This is a genomic window from Polaribacter aquimarinus (assembly GCF_003129485.1).
Classification (GTDB): Bacteria; Bacteroidota; Bacteroidia; order Flavobacteriales; family Flavobacteriaceae; genus Polaribacter; species Polaribacter aquimarinus.
The window spans coordinates 684,674-699,055 of sequence record NZ_QFFG01000002.1 but is presented as its reverse complement, the minus strand read 5'-3'; the positions used below and the strand labels follow the sequence as shown (position 1 = coordinate 699,055).

Here is a 14,382-nt window from a genome sequence, read left to right as displayed (position 1 = left end):
TTTTGTGCTTTATGCAAAGAACTGTAAAAACTTTTTCTATTGATGGTCTCGATGATTTTAAAAACAATCTCTTGTCTTGGTCTCAGCAATTTCAAACTCTAATTTGGCTAGATTCTAACAAATATGACCAGCAATATTCAAATTTTGATTGCGCTTTAGCTGTCGATGATTTTACTTCTATAAAAACAGATTTTTACAATGCTTTTGATAAATTAAAAGAATATCAATCTTTAGTAAAGGATTATATTTTCGGATACATTACCTACGATGTTAAAAATGATGTTGAACAACTTTCTTCAGAGAATATAGATGAATTAAATTTTGCAGATTTATATTTTTTTCAACCAAAAAAAATAATTTTTATCAAAGATAATTCTATCGAGTTCCAGTATTTACATTTGGTTGATGATGAAATTGAAAAGGATTTTAAGGAAATCCAAAGAACTAAAAATTTTAAAATCAAAGAATCTATAACTGATATCAAAATAAAACTAAGAATTCATAAAGATGAATATCATACTAAGGTTACAAAAGTATTAGATCACATTCATAGAGGAGACATATATGAAGCCAATTTTTGTCAGGAATTTTATGCTGAGAACAGTACCATAGACCCTGTAGAAGTTTATAAGCATTTGAATCAAATTTCTGAACCCCCTTTTGCTTCTTTTTTTAAAAATGATGACCAATTTGCTTTGTGTGCTTCTCCTGAAAGATATATTCGAAAAGAAGGATCAAAAATAATTTCTCAACCTATTAAAGGAACTGCAAAAAGATTAGTAAGTGAAATAGATGATAAACAAATTGCTAATGATTTGGGGCGTGATGAAAAAGAACGTGCAGAAAATGTAATGATTGTAGATTTGGTTAGAAACGATTTATCTAAATCTGCCAAAAAAGGAAGTGTAAAAGTAGAAGAACTTTGTAAAGTATATTCTTTTAAACAAGTTCATCAAATGATTTCTACTGTAGTTTCAGAAATTAATATAACAGAAACTCATCCAGTTGATGTAATTAAAGATACTTTTCCGATGGGAAGTATGACTGGTGCTCCTAAAGTTTCTGCCATGAAAATCATCGAAAATTTAGAAGAAACCAAACGTGGTTTGTATTCTGGAACTATTGGATATTTTACACCTAATAATGATTTTGATTTTAACGTAATTATTCGAAGTATTCTCTATAATCAATCTAAAAAATATATTTCTTATTCTGTTGGAGGTGCTATCACTGCTAAATCTATCCCAGAAAAAGAATATGAAGAATGCTTACTGAAAGCCAAAGCAATGAAATATGTTTTACTAAATTCTAAATAGAATTCTAAATTGTATATATAAGCTTTATAATGAGTCTATCTTTATACCTTTTTACAAAATCAGATAATTCTAAAAAGTACAAGAATGATTATGAAACTAAAGATTATAACCATATAGATTTCGATGATTTTTAACAAAAACCAAAAGTTCCAAAAAATAGTAGAAAGTTTAAATGAAAAACCAGCCGAACAAAATATATTCAATGGTTTTTTAAAACTTTATCCAGAGGAATGGAAACAATTAAAAACTACATTTACTAAGTTTAACAGAAGTAAACAATTTGGAAAAACAATTCCGTTACCAAAACCAGAAGTTTCTCTTAGAAAAGAGATTCGAATATGGCTAAAATCTCAAAAATAAAAATGGTATTTTTGGACTGTAAATGCAGCAAAAATTCTTACATCACATCGATAATAAATTTCCTTTTTTAAAGGGTAAAAAACTATTGATTGCTATTTCTGGAGGAGTTGATTCTGTAGTGTTAACTCATCTTTTATCAAAATTAAATTTTACTATTGCTTTAGCGCACTGCAACTTTAAACTAAGAGATACAGAAAGTAATTTAGATGAAGAATTTGTTAAAAAAATAGGAAAACTATTAAATATTAAAACATTTACAACTCGATTTGAAACTGAAAAATTTGCTGCTAAAAACAAACAATCTACTCAAATTGCTGCAAGAAATTTACGTTATTCTTGGTTTAAAGAAATCGCTGAAAAACATCAATTTAATTATGTTTTAACTGCGCATCATGCTGATGATAATTTAGAGACTTTTTTAATCAATTTAAGTCGTGGCACTGGTTTAGAGGGTTTAACAGGAATTCCAGATGTAAATGGTAATATTGTTCGTCCGTTATTAACATTTTCTCGTGATGAAATTATTTCTTTTGCTAAAAAAAATAATATTTATTGGAGAGAAGATAAAAGTAATGCTTCAATCAAATATATTAGGAATAAAATTAGACATAAAGTTGTACCAGTTTTAAAAGAAATTAACCCTAGTTTACTAGAATCTTTTGCAAAAACGACAGCTCATTTGGAAGAAAGTCAGCAAATTCTTGAAGATAGAATCTCAGAGGTTTCTAAAAACATAATTCAGAAAGATTTCTCTTGCGGACAAGATTTGGTGAAATTTAATATTAAAAAAATCAATCAACTTTCTAATCCAAAAGCTTACTTATACCGATTTTTAAAAGAATATAACTTTACAGAGTGGAATGATGTTTACAATTTACTTTCTGCACAGTCTGGTAAACAAGTTTTCTCTAAAACTCATATTTTACTTAAAGATCGAGATTTTTTAATACTCTCTAAAAAAACTGATAATACCAATTTAAAAGAAGTTGAAATCATTGAGAATCAACTAGAAATTAAATATCCAATTCATATAACATTTAAAATAGTTAAAGATTGTTCTTTAAAAAATAAGGCAACAATTTATGTAAATAGAGAAGCCATTTCTTTTCCATTGAAGCTCAGAAAATGGGTAGAAGGAGATGTTTTTTATCCATCGAATATGAAAGGAAAAAAGAAACTAAGTAAGTATTTTAAAGATGAAAAACTATCTCTTTTTCAAAAAGAAAACACTTGGTTACTTTGTGATAAACACAATAATATTTTATGGATTGTTGGTTTAAGGCAAGACAATAGATACCTTGCTAAAAAAGATACAACAAAAATATTAAAAATCTCTTTTATACCTTAATTTAGGCTCCTTGTTTTGAGTTTAAACTAAAACAAAACCAACAAAGTAGATTAGAAAATAAACATTTCATTAAAAAAAGGATAAATTTATATCGTTTTCGTAATTATTTAAGTAATTATTGATAAAAAGGTAGCTTCTATCATTAGCCTTTTTTGTAATTTTATTCCGTAAAATCAATCAATTATGAGCAGTTTACCCAAGTTACAGAGATTTAATGAAAATGTACTTTCTAAGTATCAGATATACAATAGTATTTTTACTACACTTCCATTTGATACTATAGATGATACTGGAGTTTTACTTCCACTATTGCACAAAGTATGCGATAAAGGTTTTCAATTAGAGAAAAACCCTACAGAAATAATAGAACATTTCTTTAAAAAATATCAAGAAAATCCATCAGAAAAAGAAAAAACAGATTTACTATTTCGTTTTATTCAATTTATAGAGCGTCAAGTGGTTTTGTTTGATGCTATTGAAGATGCAGCTTTCCCTATTGTTAATAATATGGATGGTTTTGGTACTTTAAGAAGTTCTAAAGAATCTGCAACTTTAAGCAATAAAAAAGATCAACTTAAAGCTTATTTAGAAGATTTTAAAGTACGCATAGTATTAACTGCACATCCAACACAATTTTATCCTGGTTCTGTTTTAGGGATTATTACAGACTTGGACAAAGCAATACAAAAAGACGATTTATTATTGATTAAAAAATTGTTGGCGCAATTAGGGAAAACTCCTTTTTACAAAAAAGCTAAACCAACTCCTTTTGATGAAGCTGTAAGTTTAGTTTGGTATTTAGAACACGTATTTTATCATTCTGTTCCAAAAATCTATAATTATATACAACATCATATTTATGATGGAAAACCAATAGATAACGAAATTATTGATCTTGGTTTTTGGCCTGGTGGTGATAGAGATGGAAACCCTTTTGTAACAACACAAATTACTCTAGATGTTGCAGAAAGACTGCGTCAAACTGTATTAAGAAGTTATTACAGAGATGTTAGACGTTTAAAAAGACGTTTTACTTTTGATGGAGTTCAAGATATTTTAGCACGTGTAGAAAAAAGATTATACAAACACGTAGTAAGAAGTTATACTAAAGTTAATTTTTCTCAAAAAATTCTTTTAGAAGAATTATATGCAGCAAGAGAAATCATTGTAAATGATCATCAATCTTTATTTGTAGAAGAATTAAATGATTTTATCAATAAAGTAAGAATTTTTGGATTCCATTTTGCAACTTTAGACATCAGACAAGATAGTAGAGTGCATCATAAAGCATTTGTTCAAATCGTAAAAGATTTACAAGAAACAGGAGATAATACTTTTCCAAAAAACTACTTAAGTCTTTCTGAAGAAGAACAAATAAAAATTCTTTCTTCAGTTAAAGGAAGTGTAGATCCAGGTATTTTAACAGATGAGGTTTCTGTTAAAACTATTGAATCTATTTATGCCCTTAAAACCATTCAACAAAGAAATGGAGAGCGTGGTGCAAATCGTTACATTATTAGTAATAACCAAACTGCATTAAATGTAATGGAAACATTTGCAATGTTAAACCTTTGTGGTTTCGAAAGTGAATTACCAGTAGATGTAATTCCACTTTTCGAAACTGTAGAAGATTTGCAAAATGCAGAAGAAGTAATGCGTACTTTGTACTCTAATAAAGTGTATAGACATCATTTATCAAAAAGAAAAAACAAACAAACTATTATGTGTGGTTTTTCTGATGGAACTAAAGATGGTGGTTATTTAATGGCCAATTGGGGTATTTTTAAAGCAAAAGAGGCTTTAACAAAAGTTTCTAGAGAATTTGATATTGAAGTAATATTCTTCGACGGTCGTGGAGGTCCACCAGCACGTGGAGGAGGAAAAACACACCAGTTTTACGCTTCTTTAGGACCAACAATAGAGGATAAAGAAATTCAGTTAACCATACAAGGACAAACCATTAGTTCTAATTTTGGTACTATACAATCATCTCAATACAACTTAGAACAATTGTTGAGTTCTGGAATTAAAAATGATATTTTTAATAAAGATCAGCTAAATAAAGAACATAGAAAGTTAATGGATGATATGGCTAATACCAGTTACCAAGCCTATGTAGACTTTAAAAAACATCCTATGTTTTTACCGTATTTAGAGAGAATGAGTACTTTAAAATACTACGCAAAAACCAATATTGGAAGTAGACCAAGTAAACGTTCTAACTCAGATACTTTAGATTTCTCTCAACTAAGAGCCATACCTTTTGTTGGAAGTTGGAGTCAGTTAAAACAAAATGTTCCAGGTTTCTTTGGTGTTGGTACTGCTTTAAAAAAATATGAAGAAACTGATAGATTTGATGAAGTAGTAGATTTTTACAATTCTTCAGATTTCCTGAGAACTTTATTAGAGAATAGCGTTATGAGCTTAACAAAATCTTTCTTTGGTTTAACTTCTTATATGGCAGAAGATGAAGAGTTTGGAGAATTCTGGAAATTAATCTATGAAGAATATAAAACTACTAAAAGATTACTTTTAAAATTAACTGGTCATACTGAGTTAATGGAGAACTTCCCTGTAGGAAAAGCATCAATTGAGATTAGAGAGCAAATTGTATTGCCACTTTTAACCATTCAGCAATATGCGCTAAAGAAAATTCAGGAGCTTCAAAAATCCGATGCTAACTCAGAAGAGTTAGAAGTTTACGAAAAAATGGTTATGCGTTCTTTATTTGGTAATATTAATGCAAGTAGAAACTCTGCGTAACAGTTTTTGGAATAAATTTATAAAATGCAATCATTTTTTGATTGCATTTTTTTTATGCCTTATTTTTTTTTACTTTTAAAGAAAAAAGAATGCTTGTTAAAGTCTATGGTTCTGCCGTTTTTGGTATTGAAGCCACTACAATTACTGTTGAAGTAAATATTGATAAAGGAATTGGCTATCACCTAGTAGGTTTACCCGATAAAGCGGTTAGCGAAAGCTCTTACAGAATCTCAGCAGCACTAAACAATAACAATTATAAACTTCCTGGAAAGAAAATTATTATTAATATGGCTCCGGCTGATATTAGAAAAGAAGGCGCTTCTTATGATTTAACTTTAGCCACAGGAATTTTAGCAGCTTCTAACCAAATTAAATCCGAAAACATCAGTGATTATATTATTATGGGAGAACTTTCTTTAGACGGAAGTTTACAACCAATAAAAGGTGCTTTACCAATTGCCATAAAAGCTAGAGAAGAAGGATTTAAACATTTTATTTTACCAAAAGAAAATGCTAAAGAAGCTGCCATTGTAGACAATTTAGAAGTTTTAGGAGTGAACAACATTATGGAGGTCATCAATCATTTTAATGGTGATGTAAAAATTGAACCTACGATTGTTGATACCAGAGCAGAATTTTATAAAAACATCGATTTTCCTGAGTTTGATTTTTCTGATGTAAAAGGACAAGAATCTATAAAACGTTGTATGGAAATTGCTGCTGCTGGTGGGCACAATATTATTCTGATTGGACCTCCTGGGTCTGGAAAAACAATGTTGGCAAAACGATTACCTTCTATACTTCCACCAATGACTTTGCACGAAGCATTAGAGACTACTAAAATTCATTCTGTGGTTGGTAAAACTAAAAATGAGGGATTATTGTATGCAAGACCTTTTAGAAGTCCACATCACACGATTTCAAATGTTGCTCTTGTTGGAGGTGGACAATATCCAAGACCTGGAGAAATTTCTTTATCTCATAATGGGGTTTTGTTTTTAGACGAATTACCAGAATTTAAAAGAGAAGTTTTAGAAGTAATGCGTCAACCTTTAGAAGACAGAGAAGTAACTATTTCTAGAGCAAAATTTACAGTAACCTATCCAAGCAGTTTTATGTTGGTGGCAAGCATGAACCCTTCTCCGTCAGGTTTTTTTAATGATCCAAACTCGCCAATGACCTCTTCTCCACAAGAAATGCAACGTTATTTGAGTAAAATATCAGGACCTTTATTAGATAGAATAGACATTCATATAGAAGTAACTCCTGTTCCGTTTGAAAAATTATCTGAAGAACGAAAAGGAGAATCTTCTGTAGAAATTAGAAAGCGAGTTTCTGCTGCAAGAGAAATTCAATCTGAGCGTTTTAAAAACTTTGAAAACGTGCATTATAATGCACAAATGAGTGTAAAACAGATTCGTGAATTTTGTAAATTATCTCCAGAAAGTCTAACACTTTTAAAAACGGCAATGGAAAAATTAAACCTTTCTGCCAGAGCTTATGACCGTATTTTAAAAGTCTCAAGAACTATTGCAGATTTAGCAAATACAGAAAACATTTCTCCTGATCATATTGCAGAAGCCATACAATATAGAAGTTTGGACAGAGAGGGATGGTTGGGTTAAAAAAACAACGGAATCACAAAATGATAATACAAAATCAATAAACCAACTGCGATTAAGTTTAATATAACTCCTGCTCTTACCATTTGATTCACTTTTACATAACCACTGGCAAAAACAATCGCATTGGGTGGAGTTGCCATTGGCAGCATAAATGCACAACTACTTGCCATTGTAACAGGAATTAATAAGTTCAAAATTGGGATGTTTAACCCAATTGCTATTCCTGCCACAACTGGAGCTAAAACTGCCACCAAAGCCACATTGCTCATCAATTCTGTCATAAACAACATCAATACAATTAATAAAGAAACCGTGAGCAAAACAGGGAAATTTCCTGCTGCAATTGTATCTGTAATTAACGCGACTAAACCTGAGGAGGCCATTCCTTTGGCTAGAGCTAGACCTCCTCCAAATAATAATAAAATTCCCCAAGCTAATTTGCTAGTATCATTCCATTCTAAAATAAAGTTTCCTTTTTTAAAGCTCATCGGAATTGCAAATAAAGAAACTGCCCCAATTAAACTGATAATGGTGTCCGATAATTTCAATTCAGGAAAAACACTATTGATTAATGTTCTTGTAATCCATAAAAAAACGGTGATTGCAAAAACTGTTAACACTCGTTTTTCAGATTTAGAGATTTTACCCAATTTCTCAACTTCTTCGTGAATTAAATTGGCTGATGATGTAAACAGAATTCCTTTGCAGGGAAACATCCATTTTACGAGGACAAAATAAACTGTTGCAATCATCAAAATTGAAAATGGCAAACCAAAACTCATCCACGTTAAAAAGGATATTTGAATGTTATATTGATTTTCTAAAAGTCCTATTAAAACCGAATTTGGTGGTGTTCCAATAACGGTTGCTATTCCACCTGCATTTGCTGCAAAAGCAATACCTAACATGATACTTAATGCAAAGTTTTTATCGCGTTTTGTAAATCCGTCTTTGTCATCTATTAAGAGTTTAATTACTGATATTGCAATCGGTAACATTACAACTGTACTTGCTGTATTACTAATCCACATACTCATAAAAGCGGTTGCTAACATAAAACCCAACACTACTTTTTCTGGAGTTGTACCTGTAAATTTTACAATATTTAAAGCAATTCTTTTATGCAGATTTACTTTCTCTAAAGCCAAAGCCAACACAAAACCGCCAAAGAATAAAAAAATGATTGGACTTCCATAATTAGCACCAACATCTGCAATAGGCATAACTTTTAACAACGGAAATAATATGAGTGGTAATAAAGCTGTGACTGCGATGTGTACAGTTTCTGTAATCCACCAAACAACCATCCAACTTGCAACAGCAATCACTGCATCTCCAGTTTCTGAAACTAAAGTAAATGGTAAAAACTGAATGATAAAAAATAAAAGTGGACCTAAGAATAATCCTATTTTTTTTGTGGGTTGCATTTTAGTTGATTAATCTTTGGCAAAATAACTATTTCAAAATACTTTTTACAATTTTTAAATGATGATTTGTATGTGCATTTAAGAATGGTACAACTCTCTTTTTATTTACATTCCCAAACAAAGGATGTTTAAAAAAAACATTGGTATCCAATTTTTCTATTTTATTGATATTCTCTTTTGCTAATTTTAATTGAGATACAATCTCTTCTTTTAAAATAGTATCAGGAGGCAGTAAATATTTAGGAGCTTTGGCTTTACCTTTTGGGAAAAAGTTGAGGCTTAATAATAGTTTGCCCAAAAACTTAAAATTATCTTGATATAAGTTTGGGTCTGATTTTTCCATTGAAGAAATCACAGCATTTATCACTTTTAAACTATGGTCTAAATGCCAACCTACAGTAGCTTTAGAAATTTTTAAATTCCTTTGCTCGAAATCTGAAATGTAGTTTTCGATTGAATTTAATTTATTTTCTAAAGAAATAATATTCATTTTTAATTTTTAACTAATATATAAAAAACCCTCACAAATGAATGCAAGGGTTTAAATATCTAAAAGCGAAGTAGTCTAAAAAATCTTACTTCAAAAAATCTATACTTAGTATCTATAATGCTCAGGCTTATAAGGTCCTTCTACAGTAACACCAATATATTCTGCCTGATCAGAACGTAATTCTGTCAATTCTACACCAATTTTAGCCAAGTGCAATTTTGCTACTTTTTCATCTAAATGTTTTGGTAACATATACACTTCATTTCCGTAAGCATCTGCATTGTTCCACAATTCAATTTGTGCTAAAGTTTGGTTGGTAAATGAGTTACTCATTACAAAACTTGGGTGACCAGTTGCACAACCTAAGTTTACCAAACGCCCTTCAGCTAAAATGATAATATCATTTCCGTTAATTGTGTATTTATCTACCTGTGGCTTTATTTCTACTTTCGTATCACCATAGTTTTCATTTAACCAAGCAATGTCTAATTCGTTATCAAAATGCCCAATGTTACAAATGATTGTTTTGTCTTTTACACCTTCAAAATGTTTAGCTGTAACAATATCCTTGTTTCCTGTGGTAGTAATGATAATATCTGCATTCCCCATAACAGTTTCTAATTTCTTTACTTCAAAACCATCCATAGCGGCTTGTAACGCACAAATTGGATCGATTTCTGTAACCGTGACAATAGAACCTGCACCTTTAAAAGAAGCAGCAGTACCTTTACCAACATCACCATAACCACAAACCACAACTCTTTTACCAGCTAACATAATATCTGTTGCTCTGCGAATTGCATCAACTGCAGATTCTTTACAACCGTATTTATTATCAAATTTCGATTTTGTAACCGAATCGTTAATATTGATTGCTGGCATTGGTAGTGTTCCATTTTTTACACGCTCGTATAATCTATGAACTCCAGTAGTTGTTTCTTCTGACAAACCATTGATTCCTGCAGCTAATTCAGGATATTTATCTAAAACCATATTGGTTAAATCTCCACCATCATCTAAAATCATATTTAATGGCTTTTTGTCTTCGCCAAAAAATAAAGTTTGCTCAATACACCAATCAAATTCTTCTTCGTTCATACCTTTCCAAGCATAAACTGGTGTGCCTGCAGCAGCAATTGCAGCGGCGGCTTGATCTTGAGTTGAGAAAATATTACAAGAACTCCAAGTTACCTCTGCTCCTAAAGCTTGTAACGTTTCAATTAAAACTGCAGTTTGGATAGTCATATGTAAACATCCTGCAATTCTTGCCCCTTTTAAAGGTTGAGAATCTCCGTATTCTTCTCTTAAACTCATTAGTCCTGGCATTTCTGCTTCTGCCAATTCAATTTCTTTTCTTCCCCAGTCTGCTAAAGAAATATCTTTAACTTTAAATGGTACGTATGCTGTAGTTGCACTCATATTTATGTATATTTATATTCTAATTTTTGCGATTGCAAAGTTACGACATAGAATTTAAATAATATGGCTCTTTACAAAACATTAACTATCAGTGCTGAAACTAAAGTTCTTATTTGGAAAATTGAAGAATCTTTAGATGATTTAAAAACTGGAATTACACTTTCTGAAAACAGTGAAAATAGGTTGAATTCTATGAAATCAGAATTACATCAGAAAGGGTTTTTATCTATTAGACATTTATTAAAAGAGATTAACTTAGCAGACGCTGATTTAATTTATGATGAGTTTGGAAAACCTCATTTAACAAACGGACGTTATATTTCTATTACACATTCATTTGAGTTTACCGCTATTATTTTCTCTTATAAATCTGTTGTTGGTATTGATATTGAAAAACAACGTGAAAAGATTTTAAAAATAGCACATAAATTCACACCTATTGAAGAATACAAAACGATAGCTAATGTTGATGCTATGATTTCTAAATTGACCATTGTTTGGGGAGCCAAAGAGAGTTTGTATAAAATTTATGGCAAGAAAAAACTTTTGTTTTTACACCACATTTATATTGAAGATTTTAAATTTGCTGATGAAAAAACTACTGGTGAAATTCGTTATAATGGTGAAGAAAGCTCATATACCATTGAGTTTTTAGAGTTTGAAGGTTTTACTTGTGTGTTTGCGTATTAAAATAAGTCTCAAAGTTAAAAGTTACAAAGTAGCAAAGTTTGTATTTTCGCATTCGTGAATATCTACCAAAACATTTTACAAGCAAAAAAGAAAGGTAAGAAACTCTTAGCCGTTTTAATCGATCCTGAAAAAATCGATTTAGAAAACATTCCTTCTTTTTTTGAAAAAGTGCACCAATCTATTGCGACTTATATTTTTGTGGGGGGTAGTACAGATAAAGACAATCAAATAGAAATTGTTGTTTCTAAAATTAAAAAAGTAACTCATTTACCTGTTCTTTTATTCCCTGGTGATGTTTCGCAAATCACAAATACAGCAGACGGGATTCTATTTTTGAGTTTACTTTCTGGTAGAAACCCAGAGTATTTAATTGAACAACAAATTAAAGCTGCTCCTATTTTAAAAAATACCAATTTAGAAATTTTACCTACGGGATATATTTTAGTTGATGGAGGCAAAGAAACTGCAACTCAAAAAGTGAGTAACACAAAACCAATTCCGCAAGAAAACAAAGACTTGATTATAAACACTTCTTTAGCCGGAGAATTCTCTGGCAAAAAACTCATTTATTTAGAAGCTGGTTCAGGCGCGACGAAGGTCGTCAGCCAAAAAATTATAAGAGAAGTTTCTGAGAGTATTTCTATTCCCATAATTGTTGGTGGTGGAATTCGCTCCAAACAACAATTAGTAAATGCTTTTAAAGCTGGAGCAGATTTAGTCGTTATTGGTACTGTTTTTGAAAATGATGAAAACTTTTTTAATCAACTAAAAAAATAAGAAATGTCAGAAATTTTCGACTTCTTTTTTGCACAATACAAAACCTATGAAACCATAGATATTGTTATGGAAATTATTGCCGTTGTCTTTGGTTTTTTATCCGTTTGGTTTTCTAAACAAAATAAAATTTGGGTTTTTTCCACGGGAATGATTAGTACATCAATTTTTGTTTATTTATTGTTAAAATGGGAACTTTTAGGAGATATGATGATTAACGGATATTATTTTATAATGAGTGTTTACGGTTGGTATATTTGGACTCGCAAAATTGATGAAACACACGTAACTCCAATTTCTACAACTACAAACAAGGAAAAAAGAATCTCAATTTTTATTTTTTTTGCTACGTTAATTTTTGTCTATATTGTTTATAAAACTTTCAACAAATGGACTTCTTGGGTTGCCTATGCAGATACATTTACCACGGCAATTTTCTTTGTAGGTATGTGGTTAATGGCTAAAAGAAAAATAGAAAACTGGTTGTTTTGGATTGCTGGCAACATCATTTCTGTACCTTTATATTTCCATAAAGGATTTACTTTTACGAGTTTACAATACTTAGGATTCACATTTATTGCTATATTTGGTTACATCGCATGGAAAAAAAGCTTAAACAAAACCCCATTAACCTCGTAAAGGTTGTTTTATTTGGACCAGAATCCACAGGGAAAACGACACTTTCTCGTCATTTAGCACGTCATTATAATACGGTTTGGGCGCCCGAATTTGCACGTGAATATTTACAAAAAAAATGGAATAACGAACGTAAAACTTGCGAAAAAGACGATTTAATTCCAATTGCTATTGGTCAAATGAAACTAGAAAATAAATTGGCTAAAAAAGCGGATAAAGTTTTAATTTGTGATACGGATTTGCTAGAAACCAAGGTGTATTCCGAAGAATTTTATGACGGTTTTGTTGATAAGGTTTTAGACAAAGCAGCTCAAAATAATCAATATGATTTGTATTTACTCACTTACATAGACACACCGTGGGAAGAAGACGATTTACGCGATAGACCAGAACAACGTTTAGAAATGTTTAACGCTTTTGAACAATCTCTAAAAGACCATAACAGACCATATATTTTATTAAAAGGCGACAAAGAAACACGGCTAAAAAATGCTGTTAAAGCAATTGATAAAATTATTTCTAAGAAAGAAAACTTGCATTCTTTTTCCGATTCTTTACACGATGTAGATATGCATTTTTTACATCAAACCTCAATTAACCAAAGCTATGAGAACTATTAAAAAAATACTACTAATTATACTTCTTTTATCATTTTATAACCTTAATGCTCAAAACAATAAGAAGGTAAAAAAAGATAATATATTTCAAACCTCAGGTAAAGTTATTAAAAACAGTATTCTAACTATTCCTAGTGACTTTGTTTTTATGGGTAAAGAAATTTCTAATGATTGGAAAAAAACTGGATATTATGCTGCTGGAATTCTTGGGCTAATAGCTACTGATAAAATTACTACTAAATTTTTACACCAACACATAGAGCCAAAAATTAATTATAATTTACCAAATATAAATCTTGTTAATAGCACCACAAGTCAACAATGGTTAATAGGTGATAATGCATATCTTACTTACCCTATAATTGGTGTTTATATTGGTTCTTTTTTATCAAATAAAGAAAAGGGTCAATATGCATCAATAAATGCTTTAAAGGCAATTCAATATTCTACAATTATTACTCAATTAAGTTTGAAAACTATTTTTGGTAGAAACAGACCCCATAGACCTCTTTATGAAACTGCTACAAGTCCATGGACTAATGATAATTGGGATTTTTTTAACGCTAGAAAAGAATACCTTTTTTCAAGTCCAGAAGGTTCAGCCCTTCCTTCTTTGCATACAACAGCTTATTTTGCACTTGCTAAAGTTTTTCAAATGGAATATAATAACTATTGGATTCCTTATGGATTAATGAGTATTGCTTGGTTATCTAATATCAAAGGGCATAATCACTGGGTAAGTGATATTGTTTTAGGAGGTATTGTTGGTACAATTATTGGAAAATCTATAGTTTTAAGTAGCTGGAAAAAAAGAGGGATTTCTGATGCTCCAAAAAAAGAAAAGCATATTAGTTATAATATAACTCCTCAATATTCTCCAGAATTTACGGGTATAAGAATAGTAGGTAATTTTTAAT

General features: G+C 30.4%; 13 protein-coding genes. 10 read left to right on the top strand and 3 right to left on the bottom strand.

All coding sequences use genetic code 11. From position 1 onward, the window contains the following. The first annotated feature begins 11 nt into the window (after nucleotides 1–11). The 5 genes from DIS07_RS06705 to DIS07_RS06685 all read left to right on the top strand — a co-directional run bounded on the left by DIS07_RS06705 (nucleotide 12) and on the right by DIS07_RS06685 (nucleotide 7,412). On the top strand, nucleotides 12–1,316 hold the full coding sequence (locus tag DIS07_RS06705) for an anthranilate synthase component I family protein (protein WP_109404446.1): 1,305 nt from the start codon (nucleotides 12–14) through the stop codon (nucleotides 1,314–1,316). Nucleotides 1,317–1,439: 123 nt separating this feature from the next. Next, nucleotides 1,440–1,676 (top strand): hypothetical protein, encoded by a 237-nt coding sequence (locus DIS07_RS06700; RefSeq protein WP_109404445.1) that lies wholly within the window; start codon nucleotides 1,440–1,442, stop codon nucleotides 1,674–1,676. A 22-nt stretch (nucleotides 1,677–1,698) separates the two neighbouring features. Then, complete coding sequence (gene tilS, locus DIS07_RS06695; protein WP_109404444.1) at nucleotides 1,699–3,024, top strand: tRNA lysidine(34) synthetase TilS; 1,326 nt, start codon at nucleotides 1,699–1,701, stop codon at nucleotides 3,022–3,024. 183 nt (nucleotides 3,025–3,207) lie between these two features. Beyond that, entirely contained in the window at nucleotides 3,208–5,787 is a 2,580-nt protein-coding gene (locus DIS07_RS06690; RefSeq protein ID WP_109404443.1) for a phosphoenolpyruvate carboxylase, read from the top strand. A gap of 89 nt (nucleotides 5,788–5,876) precedes the next feature. Beyond that, nucleotides 5,877–7,412: a YifB family Mg chelatase-like AAA ATPase gene (locus tag DIS07_RS06685; RefSeq protein ID WP_109404574.1), complete on the top strand. Its 1,536-nt coding sequence runs from the start codon at nucleotides 5,877–5,879 to the stop codon at nucleotides 7,410–7,412. Here DIS07_RS06685 and DIS07_RS06680 read toward each other — a convergent pair. From DIS07_RS06680 to ahcY, 3 genes are all read right to left on the bottom strand, one after another. Next, a complete protein-coding gene (locus DIS07_RS06680) occupies nucleotides 7,409–8,839 on the bottom strand; it encodes an SLC13 family permease (protein ID WP_109404442.1) in 1,431 nt (476 codons plus the stop codon). The genes DIS07_RS06685 and DIS07_RS06680 overlap by 4 nt on opposite strands. Nucleotides 8,840–8,867: 28 nt before the next feature. Then, complete coding sequence (locus DIS07_RS06675; protein ID WP_109404441.1) at nucleotides 8,868–9,329, bottom strand: DUF1569 domain-containing protein; 462 nt, start codon at nucleotides 9,327–9,329, stop codon at nucleotides 8,868–8,870. Nucleotides 9,330–9,434: 105 nt separating this feature from the next. Continuing rightward, entirely contained in the window at nucleotides 9,435–10,748 is a 1,314-nt protein-coding gene (ahcY, locus tag DIS07_RS06670; RefSeq protein ID WP_109404440.1) for an adenosylhomocysteinase, read from the bottom strand. A gap of 63 nt (nucleotides 10,749–10,811) precedes the next feature. Between ahcY and DIS07_RS06665 the strand changes: the two genes are divergently transcribed. Genes DIS07_RS06665 through DIS07_RS06645 form a run of 5 tightly spaced genes read left to right on the top strand, consistent with a single transcriptional unit; the run spans nucleotide 10,812 to nucleotide 14,381 of the window. Further along, nucleotides 10,812–11,438: a 4'-phosphopantetheinyl transferase family protein gene (locus DIS07_RS06665; protein ID WP_109404439.1), complete on the top strand. Its 627-nt coding sequence runs from the start codon at nucleotides 10,812–10,814 to the stop codon at nucleotides 11,436–11,438. 54 nt (nucleotides 11,439–11,492) lie between these two features. Next, entirely contained in the window at nucleotides 11,493–12,215 is a 723-nt protein-coding gene (locus tag DIS07_RS06660; RefSeq protein WP_109404438.1) for a geranylgeranylglyceryl/heptaprenylglyceryl phosphate synthase, read from the top strand. Nucleotides 12,216–12,218: 3 nt separating this feature from the next. Continuing rightward, complete coding sequence (gene pnuC, locus DIS07_RS06655) at nucleotides 12,219–12,851, top strand: nicotinamide riboside transporter PnuC (protein WP_109404437.1); 633 nt, start codon at nucleotides 12,219–12,221, stop codon at nucleotides 12,849–12,851. Continuing rightward, nucleotides 12,812–13,468, top strand: a complete 657-nt coding sequence (locus DIS07_RS06650) for an AAA family ATPase (RefSeq protein ID WP_109404436.1) — start codon at nucleotides 12,812–12,814, stop codon at nucleotides 13,466–13,468. Before pnuC ends, DIS07_RS06650 begins: the two co-directional genes overlap by 40 nt. Continuing rightward, on the top strand, nucleotides 13,455–14,381 hold the full coding sequence (locus DIS07_RS06645) for a phosphatase PAP2 family protein (protein WP_109404435.1): 927 nt from the start codon (nucleotides 13,455–13,457) through the stop codon (nucleotides 14,379–14,381). The genes DIS07_RS06650 and DIS07_RS06645 overlap by 14 nt, the downstream gene beginning before the upstream one ends. The last annotated feature ends 1 nt before the right edge of the window (nucleotide 14,382 follow it).